Annotated in this window: 17 protein-coding genes; 16 read left to right on the forward strand and 1 reads right to left on the reverse strand. The window is 70.0% G+C overall.

Annotated elements, in window-relative coordinates:
• The first annotated feature begins 259 nt into the window (after positions 1 to 259).
• The 8 genes from H0B56_RS22170 (at position 260) to H0B56_RS22205 (ending at position 8,361) form a co-directional block, all read left to right on the forward strand.
• Complete coding sequence (locus H0B56_RS22170; RefSeq protein ID WP_343064008.1) at positions 260 to 1,069, forward strand: tetratricopeptide repeat protein; 810 nt, start codon at positions 260 to 262, stop codon at positions 1,067 to 1,069.
• Between the two features lie 2 nt (positions 1,070 to 1,071).
• Positions 1,072 to 2,067, forward strand: coding sequence for an HAD-IIA family hydrolase (locus H0B56_RS22175; RefSeq protein WP_180895068.1), 996 nt, complete (start codon positions 1,072 to 1,074; stop codon positions 2,065 to 2,067).
• A 50-nt stretch (positions 2,068 to 2,117) separates the two neighbouring features.
• Positions 2,118 to 2,333, forward strand: a complete 216-nt coding sequence (locus tag H0B56_RS22180; RefSeq protein ID WP_180895098.1) for a hypothetical protein — start codon at positions 2,118 to 2,120, stop codon at positions 2,331 to 2,333.
• Positions 2,334 to 2,409: 76 nt separating this feature from the next.
• Positions 2,410 to 3,258 carry an SAM-dependent methyltransferase gene (locus H0B56_RS22185; protein WP_180895069.1) on the forward strand — a complete coding sequence of 283 codons (849 nt, stop codon included), beginning with the start codon at positions 2,410 to 2,412 and terminating at the stop codon, positions 3,256 to 3,258.
• Positions 3,255 to 4,202 carry an NAD kinase gene (locus H0B56_RS22190; protein WP_180895070.1) on the forward strand — a complete coding sequence of 316 codons (948 nt, stop codon included), beginning with the start codon at positions 3,255 to 3,257 and terminating at the stop codon, positions 4,200 to 4,202. Before H0B56_RS22185 ends, H0B56_RS22190 begins: the two co-directional genes overlap by 4 nt.
• Before the next feature lie 76 nt (positions 4,203 to 4,278).
• Positions 4,279 to 6,033 carry a DNA repair protein RecN gene (recN, locus tag H0B56_RS22195; protein WP_180895071.1) on the forward strand — a complete coding sequence of 585 codons (1,755 nt, stop codon included), beginning with the start codon at positions 4,279 to 4,281 and terminating at the stop codon, positions 6,031 to 6,033.
• Between the two features lie 199 nt (positions 6,034 to 6,232).
• Positions 6,233 to 7,417 (forward strand): putative cytokinetic ring protein SteA, encoded by a 1,185-nt coding sequence (steA, locus tag H0B56_RS22200; RefSeq protein ID WP_180895072.1) that lies wholly within the window; start codon positions 6,233 to 6,235, stop codon positions 7,415 to 7,417.
• Positions 7,414 to 8,361, forward strand: a complete 948-nt coding sequence (locus H0B56_RS22205; protein WP_180895073.1) for a copper transporter — start codon at positions 7,414 to 7,416, stop codon at positions 8,359 to 8,361. The genes steA and H0B56_RS22205 overlap by 4 nt, the downstream gene beginning before the upstream one ends.
• A 16-nt stretch (positions 8,362 to 8,377) precedes the next feature.
• Here H0B56_RS22205 and aroA read toward each other — a convergent pair whose 3' ends face one another.
• Positions 8,378 to 9,688 carry a 3-phosphoshikimate 1-carboxyvinyltransferase gene (gene aroA / locus H0B56_RS22210; protein ID WP_180895074.1) on the reverse strand — a complete coding sequence of 437 codons (1,311 nt, stop codon included), beginning with the start codon at positions 9,686 to 9,688 and terminating at the stop codon, positions 8,378 to 8,380.
• A 360-nt stretch (positions 9,689 to 10,048) separates the two neighbouring features.
• Here aroA and pyrG point away from each other — a divergent pair, with 360 nt between their 5' ends.
• The 8 genes from pyrG to H0B56_RS22250 all read left to right on the forward strand — a co-directional run bounded on the left by pyrG (position 10,049) and on the right by H0B56_RS22250 (position 17,503).
• Positions 10,049 to 11,770: a CTP synthase gene (gene pyrG / locus H0B56_RS22215; protein WP_180895075.1), complete on the forward strand. Its 1,722-nt coding sequence runs from the start codon at positions 10,049 to 10,051 to the stop codon at positions 11,768 to 11,770.
• Positions 11,763 to 12,401, forward strand: coding sequence for an NUDIX domain-containing protein (locus H0B56_RS22220; RefSeq protein ID WP_180895076.1), 639 nt, complete (start codon positions 11,763 to 11,765; stop codon positions 12,399 to 12,401). Before pyrG ends, H0B56_RS22220 begins: the two co-directional genes overlap by 8 nt.
• 36 nt (positions 12,402 to 12,437) lie before the next feature.
• A complete protein-coding gene (xerD, locus tag H0B56_RS22225; RefSeq protein WP_180895077.1) occupies positions 12,438 to 13,400 on the forward strand; it encodes a site-specific tyrosine recombinase XerD in 963 nt (320 codons plus the stop codon).
• A gap of 123 nt (positions 13,401 to 13,523) precedes the next feature.
• A complete protein-coding gene (locus H0B56_RS22230) occupies positions 13,524 to 14,447 on the forward strand; it encodes a ParA family protein (protein WP_180895078.1) in 924 nt (307 codons plus the stop codon).
• Positions 14,444 to 14,929 (forward strand): cobyrinic acid a,c-diamide synthase, encoded by a 486-nt coding sequence (locus H0B56_RS22235; protein WP_180895079.1) that lies wholly within the window; start codon positions 14,444 to 14,446, stop codon positions 14,927 to 14,929. Before H0B56_RS22230 ends, H0B56_RS22235 begins: the two co-directional genes overlap by 4 nt.
• A 21-nt stretch (positions 14,930 to 14,950) precedes the next feature.
• On the forward strand, positions 14,951 to 15,802 hold the full coding sequence (locus H0B56_RS22240) for a segregation and condensation protein A (protein WP_180895080.1): 852 nt from the start codon (positions 14,951 to 14,953) through the stop codon (positions 15,800 to 15,802).
• Positions 15,803 to 16,047: 245 nt separating this feature from the next.
• Positions 16,048 to 16,773, forward strand: coding sequence for an SMC-Scp complex subunit ScpB (scpB, locus tag H0B56_RS22245; RefSeq protein WP_180895096.1), 726 nt, complete (start codon positions 16,048 to 16,050; stop codon positions 16,771 to 16,773).
• Positions 16,763 to 17,503 carry a pseudouridine synthase gene (locus tag H0B56_RS22250; protein WP_180895081.1) on the forward strand — a complete coding sequence of 247 codons (741 nt, stop codon included), beginning with the start codon at positions 16,763 to 16,765 and terminating at the stop codon, positions 17,501 to 17,503. Before scpB ends, H0B56_RS22250 begins: the two co-directional genes overlap by 11 nt.
• Positions 17,504 to 17,522 lie beyond the last annotated feature (19 nt).

Raw genomic sequence — 17,522 nt, forward strand, 5'->3', positions numbered from 1 at the left:
GCCTGCCAGCGCCGATGGTACTGCACCCGACAGGCGTGCGGGAGAGTAGGACACCGCCGGCCACCAAACTTCGACTGTGCCGGATCCCCGTATCGGGGGTCCGGCACAGTTCTGTGTGCGGTAGACAGGTAAAGTAGCTGATGAGGCCTTCGCGGGGTGCGGGGGCGCCGGCACGCCGACCGGCGAGCCGAGAGGTTGTCCGAACGATCCGGCGCGAGGCGCGGTCGTGACGCCACGAGAGATCCTTGAGGGAGTACGCGTGCCTGGATCGAGCAGAGACAGGGAAGGCGATCGAGGCGGTCGCGGGGGCGGTCCGTCCCGGCCGCGCAAGGGCGACCGGGACGGTGACCGGCAGCGTACGCCCGCGCCTGCGCTTGACGACGAGTTCGTGCACACCGACCTGGACAAGGATGTGCGCGCGGAGCTGCGGAGCCTGCCCAAGGACGTGGCCGAGCGCGTGGGCCGGCACCTGGTAGCCACCCGGGAACTGGTGGACAGCGACCCGGTCACGGCTCTGGAGCACGCCAAGTACGCCAAGTCGATCGCGTCCCGGATCGCGGTGGTACGCGAGGCGGTCGGGCTGGCTGCTTACCACGCAGGCGAGTGGTCGCAGGCGCTGTCCGAGCTGCGGGCAGTGCGCAGGATGTCGCGGACCGACATGCATCTGCCGGTGATAGCCGATGCCGAGCGGGCGAACGGCCGACCGGAGAGGGCGCTGGAGATACTGCGCGAAACCGACCTCCGTTCACTGCCGGCCGAGGTGGCGGTCGAGCTCCGGATCGTCGCCGCCGGGGCGCGACTCGACCTGGGGCAGCCGGACGCCGCGGTGATCGCGTTGCAGGGGCCCGACCTGGATCCGCAGCGCCGCGACCCGTGGAGTGGCCGGTTGTTCTACGCCTACGCCGACAACCTGCTGGCCGCGGGGCGTTCGGATGAGGCGCTGCAGTGGTTCCTGCACGCGGCCGAAGCCGATACCGAGTCCGACACCGACGCCGCCGAGCGCGCCTCGGACCTGGCCGCGGAGCTGGCCGGGGCCGAAGGGCAGGGCACGGTCGAGGACCGCGCCTGAGCATGCGAAGCCTGCTCGACGAGTACGATGCGTTGCTGGTCGACCTGGACGGCACGGTCCATCACGGCAGGAGGGTGATCCCTGGCGCAGCCGAGGTATTCGGTACGGCGCGCCAGCGAGGCACGACCGTGCGGTTCGTGACCAACAACGCCGCACGCAGCCCCGCCGAGGTCGCCGAGCGGCTGGCCGGCATCGGGGTCGCCGCGGAGCCCGCCGAGGTGGTGACTAGCGCGCAGGCGGCGGCCGCGGCGGTCGCGGATGCCGTGCCCGAGGGCAGTACCGTACTCGTCGTCGGCACTACCGCGCTCGGCGACGAAGTCTCCGCCGCTGGCATGCGTGTCACGCGTACCTGTACGGATGATGTCGCAGCGGTGGTGCAGGGCCATTCGCCGAGCACGGGATGGGCGGACCTCGCCGAGGCATGCCAGGCGATCACCGCGGGGGCGCGGTGGGTGGCCTGCAACACCGACCCGACCTTGCCGACCGAGCGCGGCCAGCTCCCGGGGAACGGTGCGATGGTTGCGGCCCTGCGCACGGCCACAGGTCTGACGCCGACGGTGGCGGGTAAACCCGCGCCGCTGCTGCTCGATCGGGCGGCACGGACCGGGGGCGCGCGGCGGCCGCTGGTGGTCGGGGATCGTCTCGACACCGACGTCGCAGGCGCGAGCGCCGCCGGTATGGACGCGATGCTCGTACTGAGCGGGGTCAGCACGCCCCGGGACGTGCTCGCCGCAGGGCCAGGGCGACGCCCCACCTACGTGGCAGCGGACATGACGTCGCTGACCGGGCCCGGTAGGCGCCTGACCGTCGGTCCCCGCCCGGGGTGGCGGGTGGAGGTTGCCGAGGGCGCGCTGCTGGCGAGCAGCGTGGCAGGCTGTACGGATCCGTTGGAGCTGCTGCGCGCGCTGTGCGTGCCGGCCTGGCAAGCCGGCGTGGAGTCGGTGAAAGCCGCCGATGAGCACACCGCGGCCGTGCTGGCGCGGTTGCCTGGCACGTGAACCGGGTGGTGAGCGTGTCGCGTGGGCCGGTATCGACTACCGTGAACACCGTGCAGACACACGACGACCAGGATGGCGCGGCGGCCCCGGACGGCGAGCGGCACGAGGACGATGCTGCCCAGGACAGGGATCCGAAGGTCGGGATCACCGAGGCCGTCAGCCGGTTGGACGAGCTCGAGCAGCTACCGCTTGCGGAGCACGTGGAGCGTTTCGAGGCCGTACACACCGAGCTCACGGTCGCGCTGTCGGACATCGACAAGGTGTAGCTCGTGAGCACCGCAGTGCGTTCGCGGCCGTTCCACGGCCGGGCACTCCTCGGCGAGCGCCACGAGGGCTAGCGCCGTGCCTCGCAAAGCACGATTGGACGCCGAGCTCGTCCGCCGCGGGCTGGCGCGCTCGCGTGAGCACGCGGCCTCGCTGATCGCGGCCGAGCTGGTCACGGTCGGCGGTATGGTTGCCGTCAAGTCCGCCACCGGCGTCGATCAGGGAGCGCCGATCCAGGTCCGCGAGGACTCCGATCCGGGTTGGGCGTCCAGGGGAGCCGAGAAGCTACTCGGCGCGCTGGAGATGTTCGAGCCCCGGGGACTGGTCGTGACCGGCAGGCGCTGCCTGGACGCGGGGGCGTCCACGGGCGGGTTCACCGACGTCCTGCTGCGGCGCGCAGCCAGGGAGGTCGTGGCCACCGACGTCGGACGTGGTCTGCTCGACTGGCGGCTGCGTACCGACGAGCGCGTCATCGTGCTCGACAGGACCAACGCGCGGGACCTGACCCCGGAGCTGATCGGTGGCGCCGCCGATGTCGTCGTGGCCGACCTGTCGTTCATCTCGCTGCGGCTGGTCCTTCCGGCGTTCGCCCGCTGCGTCGCGGACGGCGCCGACGTGGTACCCATGATCAAGCCACAGTTCGAGGTCGGCAAGGCACGGTTGGGGCGGGGTGGAGTCGTGCGCGACCCGGCGTTACGCGAGGAGGCGGTCCTCGAGGTGCTGGATTCGGCACGGGAGCACGGACTCCACTTCCGCGGTGTGGTGGCCAGCCCGCTGCCGGGGCCGTCGGGCAACGTGGAGTACTTCGTGTGGCTGCGCCGTCCTACCGGGGGCGCGGCGAGCCGGCATGCCGGTGAGCCGGCTGGAGAGGACGTCGGCGATGTGGCGGCCGCGGTGCGCGCGGCCGTACAGGAGGGGCCGCGATGACCGAGCGCGATACGGCGAGCAGGGAAGTGCTCCTCGTGGCGAACCCCGATCGCCCGGGTAGCCGGGCGGCCGTCCGCGAGGTCGGGGAGCTGTTCGTCGCCGCCGGGTTCCGGCTGCGGGTACTCAATGCGGAGGTGGGCGCGTTCCTGGTCGGCGAGCCGGACGCCGGCGGGGGCGCCATGCCGTACACCCTTGTCGCCCCGGAGGACGATCCGGCTGCCGGGGTGGAGCTGGTGTTCGTGTTCGGCGGTGACGGCACCCTGCTGGGCGCCGCCGAGGTCGCGCGGCAGGCGCGGGTGCCGGTACTCGGGGTCAATCTCGGCCGGATGGGCTTCCTGGCGGAAGCCGACTCGGACGCGCTCGCCGAGACCGTGCAGCGCATCGTCGCGGGCAGCTACAGCATCGAGGAGCGGATGACCGTGGACGTCACGGTGGCGCTCGGCGACGAGACGCTCGCGCGCACCTGGGCGCTGAACGAGGCCAGCGTGGAGAAGAGCTCGCGCGAGCTGATCCTGGATGCGCTGATCAGCATCGACGGCAGGCCGGTTTCGTCGTTCGGCTGCGACGGCGTGCTGTGCGCGACGCCGACCGGTTCCACGGCCTACGCCTTCTCCGCGGGCGGCCCGATCATCTGGCCCGATGTCGAGGCGTTGCTCGTGGTGCCGAGCAACGCGCACGCGATGTTCTCCAGGCCCATGGTGGTCTCGCGTGACTCGGTGATCACGGTGGACACGGATCCGTCCGGTTCACCCGGGGTGCTGACCTGCGACGGTTCCCGGCATGTCGACCTGCCGAGCGGTGCGCGCATCGAGGTGGCCGCGGGCGGGATCCCCGTGTCCCTGGTGCGCTTGTGGGACGGCCCGTTCACCGACCGTCTGGTGTACAAGTTCGATCTGCCCGTGAAGAGCTGGCGGGAGCGGCACCCGCGTACGGACCGCCCCTGAGCCGGGCCCGGCCCGTTGGGGCGCCACAACTCGCGTGCGGCGCCCGTCACGTTGAGCGAGCGGCTACGGTGGGACTGTGCTGGGCGAGATGCGGATCAACGGCATCGGGGTCATCGATGATGCCCTGCTGGATCTGGACCAGGGGTTCACGGTCGTCACCGGGGAGACGGGTGCCGGTAAGACAATGGTGGTCACCGGGCTGCACCTGCTGTCAGGGGGCAGGTCCGACGCGTCGCGGGTGCGTTCGGGCGCGACCAGGGCAGCCGTCGAGGGGAGGTTCACCCCGGACGGCGCCGGTGGCGCGGCGGAGGTGATCACGCAGGCCGGCGCAGAGACCGACGAGGACGGCAGCGTCATCGCGGTGCGTACGGTCAGTACCGAAGGGCGTTCACGCGCGTATCTCGGGGGACGGTCCGTCCCGGTCGGCGTGCTGGCCCAGCTCGCGGACGAGCTGATCGCGGTACACGGCCAGAACGACCAGCTCAGGCTGATGCGGGCCGGTGAGCAGCGCGCCGTGCTGGATCGTTTCGCGGGCGACGGCGTGTCCGAGCCGCTTGGTGAGTACCAGCGTGTGCGTGCCGAGTGGCAGGCGGTCCGCGCGGAGCTCATCGACCGGACCAACCGGTCGCGGGAACTGGCCCAGCAGGCGGACATGCTGCGGCACGGACTCGAGGAGATCGAGTCGGTGGGACCGCAAGCCGGTGAGGACACCGAGATCGCCGAACGGATCAAGCGCCTCAGCGAGGTGGACGAACTGCGCACCGTCGCGGGCGCGGCACAGGAGGCGGTGTCCGGCTCGCTGGAGGGTGATCCGGACCAACCCGGTGCCCTGGGGCTGCTCGGCGACGCCCGGCGCAGGCTCGCGGGAAGCAACGATCCGGCTCTCGCCGAGCTGGAGCCGCGGTTGCAGCAGGCGAGCGTGCTGCTCGAGGACGTCGGCGCCGAGCTGTCCGGCTATCTCGATGAGCTGGAGGCCGACCCTGGCCAGCTGGACACCCTGCTGGCCAGGCAGGCGGAGCTGAAGAAGCTGACGCGCAAGTACGCCGCGGACATCGACGGGGTGCTGTCCTGGGCGGAGGACGCCCGCCAGCGACTGGCCTCGATGGATACCTCGGAGGAGGCCCTCGCGCAGCTGGCCGCCAGGCAGGACGAGCTCGCGACCGAGCTCGCCGGGCATGCGGCCCGGCTCAGCGCGGCACGCTCCTCGGCGGCCGGCCGGCTGGCCTCGGCGGTCACGGCCGAGCTCGGTGGCCTGGCCATGCCGCAGGCCGAGCTGGAGGTCGACGTGCGGCATCGCCGGGCGGAGAGCTCGGAAGGGGAGTCGGCACTGCTTGTCGACGGCACGCAGTGCCATGCCGGACCCGACGGGATCGACGAGGTCGAGATGCGCTTGCGGTCGCATGCGGACAGTTCGGCGCTGCCGCTGCACAAAGCCGCTTCCGGCGGTGAGCTGTCACGGGTGATGCTCGCGATCGAGGTGGTGCTCGCCGACGCCGACACCGTCCCCACCCTGGTCTTCGACGAGGTCGACGCCGGCGTCGGCGGGCGGGCCGCCGTGGAGATCGGTCGCAGGCTCGCGCGGCTGGCCGTCAGCCACCAGGTCGTGGTCGTGACGCACCTGCCGCAGGTGGCCGCCTACGCCGACCGGCATCTGGTCGTGGACAAGGGAACCGACGACGGAATCACCAGCAGTTGCGTGCGCACGCTCGATCCGCAGGACCGGGTATCCGAGCTCGCACGCATGCTCGCCGGGATGGACAGCACCGAGACCGGCCGCGCGCACGCCGAGGAACTACTCAACGCCGCTGAGGCGGACAAGGAACAGCGCTGACGGGGTGCGGGCCTGCCGTCGGGTGGCGTGCGGACGGCGACCGCACGGAACGGACGTCCGGGCAGCCGGGTGAGCCGAGTGGTCCGGCTCGGCTGCGGGGTCTCGTTACCACGCACTCCGGCACACGGCAAGAAGAAACCCGGAGACTCGACGGCGTGGCGTAGCCAGGTTGGTCCGGACGTTTGCCAGTATGCGGGTCATGAAGCTTAGCGGAGTGCTCTCCAGGAATACCGAGACGCTTCCCGGCGTGACAGGTGTGGCACGGGTGAACCGGCGCACCAGGGAGCTCTTCCGCCGGGTCGGCCCGGGCGACATCGTCGTGCTGGATCACGTCGATCTGGACAGGGCGACGGCGAACTCACTGGTCAAAGCCGAGGTCGGCGGTGTGGTGAACGCGTCACCGTCCATTTCGGGCCGGTTCCCCAACCTGGGACCCGAGATCCTGGTCGGGGCGGGCATTCCGCTTGTCGACGGGGCCGGTTCCGATGTGCTGCACAGCATCAAGGACGGCAGCAAGGTACGGCTGCACGAAGGTGTGCTCTACAGCGGCGAACGGGAGATCGCCAGGGGCACCGTGCAGACACCGGAAAGCGTCGCCGATCAGATGATCGAGGCGAAAGCCGGGATGACCTCGCAGCTGGAGGCGTTCTCGGCGAACACGATGGAGTTCCTCCGCCGAGAGCGCACGCTGATCCTCGACGGTGTCGGAGTTCCCGATCTCCGTGTCGCCATGCGGGACCGGCATGTTGTCGTCGTGGCCGCGGGGACCGGGCATCTGCGAGACCTCAAGCGGCTCAAGAAGTACATCGGCGAGCACCGTCCCGTGCTGGTCGGAGTGGACGTGGGAGCCGACACGCTGCGTGAGCTGGGCTACACCCCGGACGTCATCGTTGGCGATCCCACCGGGATCACCTCGGAAACGCTCAAGGGCGCAGGCGAGGTCGTGGTTCCCGCGCAGCCGGACGGCTACGCGCCGGGGGTGGAGCGCATCCAGGACCTGGGCATCGGCGCGGTCACATTCCCCTCCTCGGCCAACCCCGAGGACCTCGCGTTGCTGCTCGCCGAATCGCACGGCGCGGGCCTCGTGGTGACCGTAGGCTTCCAGGCGACCTTGCAGGAGTTCCTCGACCAGGGACGGTCGGGGTCGAACCCGTCGACGTTTCTCACCCGTCTCAAGGTCGGCACGAAGCTCGTCGACGCCAAGGCCGTGGCGACGCTGCATCACAGCAGGGTCTCGCTGGCGGCGGTGCTGCTGCTGGTGGCAGCCGCACTCATCGCGGTGATCACCGCGCTGGCCGTCTCCGATGTCGGTGGGGTCTATGTGGACTGGGCCTGGAACCAGTGGCGAGGACTCCTCGAGTGGGGTAGGGGGTGGCTCCAGTGATCACCTTGCGCTACCACATCGTGTCCATCGCGGCGGCCTTCCTGGCCCTGGCCGTCGGAGTGGTGCTCGGTTCGACGACGCTGAGCGGCACGCTGCTGTCCGGGCTCGCCGACGACAAGAGCGAGCTGGCCTCCCGGGTGTCGGAGCTGGAGACCGAACGCAACGCGTTGCAGGCACGACTGGCCGATGCGGACGGGTTCGCGAGTTCGGTCGGGCCGCGGGTCGTCTCGGAGCGTCTCGACGAGCGTTCCGTGGTGCTGTTCACGACCGAGGACGCCGACCCGACGGACCGGGACGCCATCGCCGACCTCATCGAGGATGCCGGGGCGCGCGTGACGGGCGAGGTGCGGCTGACCGGCGCGTTCGCCGACCCCGCCAAGTCGGACCGGCTCGTCGACATCGTGACGAGGTTGCAGCCTTCCGGTTCGGAGCTGCCCACCTCGGGAGGCCCTGGCAGGCTGGCCGGTTCCTTGCTGGGACAGACGCTGTTGCTGGACGCCGAATCCGCTGACGAGCAGGCGAGCTCCGACGAGCAGGCTGCCGTGTTGCGCGGGCTCGCCGACGGCGGGTTCGTCGAGGCGGACGAGGACGTCGAACCCGCGCAGCTGGCTGTTGTGCTGACGGGGGGCGAGTCAGAAGGTGACGGCGCGGGCGACCGCGCGGCCACTGTCGCGCGGTTCGCCGTGGGGATGGACAAGTCCGGTGCCGGCACGGTACTCGCGGGTGCCGCGGGGTCGGCGAGTGGCAACGGCCCGGTCGGGGTCGCCCGCGCGGACAGCTCCGCCTCGGGTGTGCTGTCAACGGTGGACAACGCGGATACCGCGGCAGGCCGTGTGGCGACGGTGCTGGCGCTGCGCGAGCAACTCGAGGGGGAGTCCGGCCAGTACGGGATCGCGGGCAACGCAGGCGCGCCCGCTCCCGGTGCCGGATCCTCCGGGTCCTGAGGGCGCGAGACACGCCCTACGCGCCGAGCATCCCGGACCACGCTTCGACGAAACCGGGGAACGTCTTGCCGACTGTTGCCGGGTTCTCGATGGCGACTCCCGGGACCCGCAGGCCGATGAGCGCGGCGGCCATCACCAGGCGGTGATCGTCGTAGGTGTGGAACGTCCCGGAGCGCATCGGGGACGGCACGATGCGGAGCCCGTCCTCGGTCTCGGTGACTCGGCCGCCCAGCCCGCTCAGCTCGGCGGCCAGGGCCGCCAGCCTGTCCGTCTCGTGCCCGCGCAGGTGCGCGACACCGCGAATGGTCGACGGTTCCGCCGCGAAGCACAGCATCGCCGCGACGACGGGCGTGAGCTCGCTGACATCGTGCAGGTCGAGCTCGACTCCGGGAAGCTCTCCCGAGCCGGTCGCCGTGACACCGCGCTCGTCGGTCGTTACCGACACACCCAGCTCGGTCAGCAGGCTACGCACCCAGTCGCCCGGCTGCGTGGTGCTGGCAGGCCAGTCCAGCACGCGCACCGAGCCGCCGGTGAGGGCGGCCGCAAGGAGGAAGGGTGCGGCGCTGGACAGGTCCGGTTCGACCGTGTAGTCGGGGCAGCCGAGCGTGGCAGGCGGCACGTGGAACTCGTTCCCGTCCCGCGAAGGGTCGGCGCCGAAGGTGCGTAGGAGGTCGAGCGTCATCGCGATGTGCGGCCCGCTCGGCGGGGACGACCCGACCAGCCGTGCGGTGATGCCTTCCGCGAACGCCGGACCGGCCAGCAGGAGTGCGGACAGGAACTGGCTCGATGCCGAGGCGTCCACGTCGACGACCCCGCCACGCACGCTCCCTGCGCCGCGCACGGTGAACGGCGGCGCCGGGTCACCCCCGTCGTCGATGTCGACGCCGAGGTCACGCAGCGCGCGAAGCACGCCGGCCATCGGACGCCTGCGCAGGGGGGGATCGCCGTCGAACCGGACCGTTGCCGGGCCGAGCGCGGCGAGCGGGGGCGTGAACCGCGCCACCGTCCCGGAGTTGCCGAGCGCGATCTCGGCGGGGTCGGGGCAACGCCGTGGCTCGAGGGGGTGGATGCGCACGCCGGTGTCGGTGTGCTCGCTGCGCGCGCCGAGCACGCCGAGCGCGTCGGTCATCAGGCGCGCGTCCCTGGAGTCCAGCGGGTGCCGTACCAGGGTCGCCGTGGATGACAGCGCGGCGAGCACGTAGGCACGGTTGGTGATGGACTTCGACCCCGGCACCCGGACCGTGGCGTCGACGGGCCGCTCGGGGGTGGGCACGACCCAGTCGGCTCCGGGAGCCGGGGAGTGGGATCCGACCGTGGAGTTGCTCACTGCTGTGCCGTTTCTGCCGTCGCGGATGTCGCGGCGCGTGCCGGGCGAGTGGCCGGGCCGGGTTGTTTCCGGGTCTCGGCCGGGCCTTGGCCGGGTTCGTGCCCGGCAGGCAGGCGCCACCGCTGCCGACGATACAACCGTGCGTACCGGCGATGCCGGGCACGTCCCGGAGGCCACCGCTGGGCGGCTCGTGACCGCCTGCCGAGCGCGTGTCGCACGGGTGGGCCCAGTGCCGCGTGACGCAGCTTACCGCGAAGAATCCCTGGTCACGCGGCTGGAACTGCCGCGGGCGGGCACGGCGAGTGACACGGAAGGCCTCCGCGCTGCGCCCGGAGACCGGCAGTGTTAGCGTAAAAGCCCGTGGGAAGTCAGCGTCGGGCGAACCGACAGGTCGCGGTAAAGTACGTATTCGTCACCGGTGGGGTCGCCTCGTCCCTCGGTAAGGGACTCACAGCGTCGAGCTTGGGGCAGCTGCTGACCGCACGTGGTCTGCGCGTCACCATGCAGAAGCTCGATCCCTACCTCAACGTCGACCCGGGCACGATGAACCCGTTCCAGCACGGGGAGGTCTTCGTGACCGAGGACGGCGCGGAGACCGATCTGGATATCGGGCATTACGAGCGGTTCCTGGACAGGGACTTGACCGGGCGGGCCAACGTGACAACCGGTCAGGTGTACTCGCAGGTCATCGCCAAGGAACGGCGTGGCGAGTACCTCGGGGACACGGTTCAGGTCATCCCGCACATCACCGACGAGATCAAGTCACGCATCCTCGCGCTCGGCGAGTCGGACGGAACCGGCCAGCGACCGGATGTGGTCATCACCGAGGTAGGCGGGACGGTCGGGGACATCGAGTCGTTGCCGTTCCTCGAGGCGTGCCGCCAGACCCGGCACGATGTGGGACGGGACAACTGTTTCTTCCTGCACGTCTCGCTGGTGCCGTATCTCGCTCCGTCCGGTGAGCTCAAGACGAAACCCACCCAGCATTCCGTCGCCGCGCTGCGCAACATCGGTATCCAGCCGGACGCGCTGGTGTGCCGTGCCGATCGCGAGCTCGCCGAGGACCTCAAGAACAAGATCGGCCTGATGTGTGACGTGGAGGACGAGGCGGTCATCGCGTGCCCGGACGCGCCGTCCATCTACGACATCCCGAAGGTCCTGCATGCCGAGGCGCTGGACGCGTATGTCGTGCGCAGGCTCGGGCTGCCGTTCCGGGACGTCGACTGGACGGTCTGGGGTGACCTGCTCAACCGGGTGCACCGTCCCCGGGAGACGGTGCGGGTGGCGCTGGTCGGCAAGTACGTCGACCTGCCGGACGCGTACCTGTCGGTGACCGAGGCCCTACGTGCCGGTGGTTTCGCCAATCACGCGAAGGTGGAGATCAAGTGGGTGCCCTCGGACGAGGTCGCGACCGAGGAGGGCGCCGCGGCGACCCTGTCGGACGTGCACGGCGTCCTCGTGCCGGGAGGTTTCGGCGTTCGCGGGATCGAAGGCAAGATCGGTGCTATCCGCTTCGCGCGGCAGCGCAACATCCCCGTTCTCGGGTTGTGCCTCGGGCTGCAGTGCATGGTCATCGACGTCGCCCGCAACCTCGCCGGGCTGACCGGCGCACACTCGGCCGAGTTCGAGGCCGGTACCCGTGATCCGGTCATCTCCACCATGACCGAGCAGAAGGACGTCGTCGCAGGGGAGCGCGACATGGGCGGGACGATGCGGCTCGGTGCCTACCCGGCGAGGCTGGTCGAGGGAACCCAGGTCGCGAAGGCGTACGGCAGGACGGACATCTCGGAGCGGCACCGGCACCGCTACGAGGTCAACAACGACTACCGGGATCGGCTCGGCAAGGCCGGGTTGCTCTTCTCCGGGTTGTCCCCGGACGGCAAGCTGGTCGAGTTCGTGGAGCTGCCGAGCGAGGTGCACCCGTTCTATGTGGGCACCCAGGCGCACCCGGAGCTCAAGAGCAGACCGACCCGGCCGCACCCCCTGTTCGATGCCTTCGTCAAGGCCGTTGTGGACTACAGCGTGGCCGATCGCCTTCCCGTCGAGCTCCCGACACCTGTCGACGTGGTCGACGATGGGTGAGCGCGCCGAGCCCGGCTCGCACGAGTTCGATGTGGTGTCCAGTGAGGACGTCTACCGGGGTCACGTGATCGGGCTGCGCATCGACGAGGTCGTGATGCCCGGTGGGGCGGTGGCGCACCGCGAGATCGTCGAGCATCTCGGCGCGGTGTCGATCGCTGCCGTCGACGAGGATCACCGGATCACCCTCATCCACCAGTACCGGCACCCGTTCGGCAGGCGGTTGTGGGAGCTGCCTGCCGGCCTGCTGGACACGGCAGGCGAGGAGCCGGTCGACACGGCCCGGCGGGAGCTGGTGGAAGAGGCGGGGCTGACCGCGCAGCGCTGGGACACGCTTGTGGACACGGCGGCATCCGCGGGTTTCACCGACGAGGTGGTCCGCGTGTTCCTCGCGAGGCAACTGTCCGTTGTCGACCGTGACGTGCTCGACGGCGAGGAGGCGGACCTCGTGGTGAGCCGGGTTCCGCTGGACGAGGCCGTGCGGATGGCGCTCGGTGGCGAGCTGGTCAACGGAGCGACGGTGAGCGGGGTGCTGGCGGCGCACGCGGTACTGACCGGCGCCGCTCACCCGCGGCCTGCCGATGCCGAGTGGCGGGATCGGCCGGTGCGGTTCGCGCGCCGGCATCGTGGCTGAGCGACACGGGCCCGCCGGTGACCTAGGCTGAAGGCCGTGGCACGCAGGCAACTCGGGCACGTCATCGACGCCTACCTGAACCACCTCGCCGTCGAGCGCGGGACCGCGCGTAACACGCTGGATAGTTACGCTCGTGACCTGCGGCGTTACCATGCCTTCCTGCGGGCTCGGCAGCGAGCCGATGTCGCCGACGTCTCCGACGGCGACGTGCGCGAGTTCGTCCTGGCGATGCGGGAGGGCACGGCCGAGCATCCGGCCCTTGCCGAGTCGTCTGTTGCGCGCACGCTCGTGGCGGTGCGCGGGTTGCATCGCTTCGCCGTCCGCGAGGGCCTCGTGGAACACGATGTGGCCAGGGACGTGCGCCCCCCGCGTAACGCGCGACGCCTTCCCAAGGCCCTTCCCGTCTCCGATGTGTTGCGCCTGCTGGACATGCCGCCCATCGAGGGGGACCGCGCGCTGCGCGACCGGGCGCTGCTGGAGCTGCTGTACTCGACGGGCGCGCGCATCTCCGAGGCCATCGGACTCGACCTCGACGACATCGACGACCAGCAGCGCACCATCGTGCTGGACGGCAAGGGCGGCAAGCAACGGATCGTACCGATCGGCAGGCCGGCACTCGACGCGCTGGACGCCTACCTGGTGCGTGCCCGGCCTGCGCTGGCGACCCGTGGCAGGGGCACCTCGGCGGTGTTCCTCAATGCCCGCGGTGGGCGCCTGTCCAGGCAGGGAGCGTGGCAGGTGCTCAAGGTGAACGCGGAACGCGCGGGGTTGTCCGAGGCGGTGTCGCCCCACACGCTCCGGCACTCCTTCGCCACCCACCTGCTCGAAGGGGGTGCGGACGTGCGTGTGGTGCAGGAATTGCTCGGTCACTCGTCAGTGGCCACAACCCAGGTCTATACCCTGGTGACGGTGAACACACTTCGTGAGGTGTACGCGACCGCGCATCCGCGGGCCCGCCAGGCCCGCTCACAAGCCGGTGAACGGGCCGATCGTCGATGACGGCACGGCTGGAACGCCTGTGAGGTGGCATCATCTCGCGTCGGCTCGGCGAGCCCAATTGCTGCCGGTCAACCTCCGCGCATAAGCTGCCGTCGAACACGCTGACCAAGGAGCTATCCCGTCATGTCGACTTCCCATTCGCAGCAGGTCTCACCTGCCACGGAGCCCGCGGGCGAGGCGGCGGTTTCGCGGCCGGCGCAGGCCGCGGACAACGGCACGCCACTGGGTCCGACAGGGAGGCCGAAGCGGGATATCCCGCCACCCCCCGAGCTCGACAAGCACGGTCCGGCTCGGGTGCTGGCCATGTGCAACCAGAAGGGCGGCGTCGGCAAGACGACGTCGACGATCAATCTCGGGGCGGCGCTTGCCGAGTACGGGCGGAAGGTGCTGCTTGTGGACTTCGATCCGCAAGGTGCGCTGTCCGTCGGGCTCGGGGTGCAGCCGCACGAGCTCGAGCAGACGGTCTACAACGCGATCATGGAACGTTCGCTGGACACCCGCGACCTGGTGCATCCCACGGTCATCGACGGGATGGACCTGCTGCCGAGCAACATCGACCTGTCGGCGGCCGAGGTCCAGCTGGTCGCCGAGGTCGGGCGGGAGCATACCCTGATGCGGGTGGTGCGGCCGGTGATCGCCGACTACGACTTCGTGCTCGTCGACTGCCAGCCCTCGCTGGGGCTGCTGACGGTGAACGCACTGACCGCGTCGCACGGCGTGATCATTCCGTTGGAGTGCGAGTTCTTCAGTCTGCGCGGTGTGGCATTGTTGATGGACACCATCGAGAAGGTCAAGGAACGGTTGAACCCGGATCTGGACATCACGGGCATCCTTGCCACAATGTTCGATCCCCGCACCTTGCATTCCAAGGAGGTTATGGCGCGCGTGGTGGAAGCATTCGGTGAAACCGTGTTCGACACCGTTATCAATCGCACGGTGCGTTTCGCGGAGACGACGGTAGCAGGCGAGCCGATCACGAAGTGGTCGCCGAAGTCCAATGGTGCGCACGCGTACCGGCAGCTCGCTCGTGAGGTGATCCGTCGGTGACGAAACGAGCATCACTGCCGGGTGCCTCGGAGCTGTTCTTCCGCAGTACCTCCGCCCCGGCGGCTCAGCCTGAGCCGAGCACGGAGCAGTCGGCACCTGAGAAGGGTGACGCCGCATCGGCGTCGTCCGGGTCCGCGTCCGGGTCCGCCTCTGGAACCCGGGACTCCGGCGAGTCCGGTTCCACTACGGGTGCCGGGGAGAACGGCAAGCGTGGCGCGGGGGTCTCGGCGGGCGGTGCGCGGCGCGGATCCCCGCGCACCAAGCACGACACCAAGATCACCGTTTATATCTCGCAGGATGAGCTGCTGGCGTTGGAGCACGCCCGGTTGGAGCTGCGCGGAAAGTACGACCTCGCGGTGGATCGCGGTAGGGTGGTACGTGAGGCGGTCGCCGTGCTCCTGTCGGATTTCGAGGAGCGGGGCGAATCGTCCGTGCTCGTCCAGCGGCTCAGTGCCGAGGACGAGTCCGAAGGTCAGTCCTGATCTCGCTGACATGGTTGTGTCATGAATGAGGTAGCCGAGGCCGCCTCGGACGACGCGAACCCGGCTGAGACGAGCTCCACCCGGTTCCAGGTACGCCTGGACAACTTCGAGGGCCCGTTCGACCTGCTACTGCAGTTGATCTCGCAGCACCAGCTGGATCTGACCGAGGTAGCGCTGCATCGGGTGACGGACGACTTCATCGCCTACACCCGCGCGCTCGAAGCCGAGTCGATGCTCGATGAGACGACCGAGTTCCTTGTCATCGCCGCGACGTTGCTGGATCTGAAGGCAGCTCGGTTGCTGCCGTCCGCGGAGGTGGAGAACGAGGACGACCTGGCCCTGCTCGAGGTGCGCGACCTGCTGTTCGCGCGCGTCCTGCAGTACCGGGCGTACAAGCAGGTCGCGGAGATGTTCCGGGAGCTGGAGGCCGGGGCGTTGCGCCGCTACCCGCGCTCCGTGGCGATGGAGGAGCGCTATGTAGGGTTGTTGCCCGAGGTGATGCTCGGCGTCGATCCGCAACGGTTCGCCGAGATCGCGGCGAGTGCGTTCCGACCGAAGCCGCCACCGACGGTGTCTCTGGACCATCTGCATACCGTCACGGTGTCGGTCCGCGAACACGCAGCGACGCTGCGGATCCGGTTGGCTGAGGCGGGCTCGGCCAGTTTCGGTCAGCTCGTCTCCGACTGCCAGCACACCATGGAGATCGTTGCCCGGTTCCTCGCGCTGCTGGACCTGTATCGCGAGGCGAGCGTGGAGTTCGCACAGGACTCCCCGCTGGGTGAGCTGACGGTGCAGTGGGCGGGCGGTTCGCTGGAGGAGGCGCAGGCCGCGGCCGAGTCGGATCGCTCGCGACCGGACGATGAATATGGCTGATAACGCGGAGGCGGCGCGGGCTGGCTCTGCTAAATGACGCGGGAGCGGCGATGACTGGCTCTGCTGATGACGCGGAGACGACGATGGCGAGTACCTCTGACGACACGCGCGCGGCGTGGACCGGCTCCGTTGATGACGCGGAGGCGGCGTGGACCGGTTCTGTTGATGACGCGGAGGCGGCGTGGGCTAACTCCGCTGATGACGCGGAGGCTGGGGTGGCCGGTTCAGCCGACGCTGCGGCGGCGATGACTGGCTCCGCTGACAACGCCGATGCGGCGCTGGCCGGCTCCACCGATGCCGAGGGCACTGACGTGGCGGTGCCCGGATCCGCTGCTGACGCGGGCGATGAGGAGTCCCGGGCGGAGCCGTCGCCGGAGAGCGACGACCCGGATCCCGCCGCGACGGCGGAGGAACGCTCGACGGTGGACGTCAGCTCCGACGAGTCACTCATCGCGGCCCTGGAGGCGATGCTGCTGGTGGTGGACTCGCCGGTCCCCGAGGAGACGTTGGCCAACTCGGTCGACCAGCCGGTGGAGCGGGTCACCGAGATGCTCCGCACCATGGCCGAGGATCTGCGGGACCGCAGCAGCGGTATCGACCTGCGGCGGGTCGCGGAGGGGTGGCGGTTCTACACCCGCGACCTGTACGCCCCGTTCGTGGAGCAGCTCCTGCTGGACGGGCAGCGGTCGAAGCTGACCCGCGCGGCCTTGGAGACCCTGGCTGTGATCGCCTACCGGCAGCCGGTGTCGCGCGCGCGGGTCGCGGCCGTACGGGGTGTCAACGTCGACGGCGTGATCCGGTCGTTGCTGGCGAGGGGGTTGATCGAGGAGTCGGGTGCCGACGAGGAAACGGGCGGCACCCTGTATGTCACGACCGAGCTGTTCCTCGAGCGGCTCGGCCTGTCCTCCCTCGGCGAGCTTCCGCCGATCGCCCCGTTGCTTCCCGAGGTGGACACGGTTGATGACTTCTGAGGACGAGCGGTCGATCCGCCTGCAGAAGGTGCTGTCCCGGGCAGGGGTGGCTTCGCGGCGGGCCGCGGAGGATCTCATCGTGCAGGGCAGGGTGCGGGTCGACGGGTCGGTGGTCCGCGAGCTGGGCACCCGTGTCGACCCGGACAGCGCGGTCATCCACGTGGACGATACGCGCGTCGTGGTGCGTGCCGACATGGTCTATCTCGCGCTCAACAAGCCGAGAGGCATGCACACGACGATGGTCGACGAGCGGGGCAGGCCGTGCGTGGGGGACCTGGTCGCCGGGCGTGCCGAGCGGCTGTTCCACGTAGGCAGGCTCGACGCCGACACCGAGGGTCTGCTGCTGCTGACCAATGACGGGGAGCTCGCCCACCGGCTGATGCACCCGTCGTACGAGGTGTTCAAGACTTACCTGGTCGAGGTCGAGGGCTCCGTGCCACGCAAGCTGTGCAACCAGCTGCTCGCGGGTGTGCAGCTCGAGGACGGGCCGGTGAAGCCGGACCGCTGCCGCGTCGTCGACACGTTGCCGGGGCGCACGCTGGTCGAGGTGGTGTTGCACGAGGGACGCAAACGCATCGTGCGCAGGATGTTCGCCGAGGTGGGTCACCCCGTGGTGCGGCTGGTGCGCACTGCGTTCGGTTCGGTGCAGCTCGGCGACACCAAACCGGGTGAGCTGCGCGAGCTGACGCGGGACGAGCAGGGAGCGCTGTTCCGGGCGGTCGAGCTGTAGGGCCGGTATCCGCGCGCGG

This window comes from Haloechinothrix aidingensis (assembly GCF_013450155.1).
Taxonomy (GTDB): Bacteria; Actinomycetota; Actinomycetes; order Mycobacteriales; family Pseudonocardiaceae; genus Haloechinothrix; species Haloechinothrix aidingensis.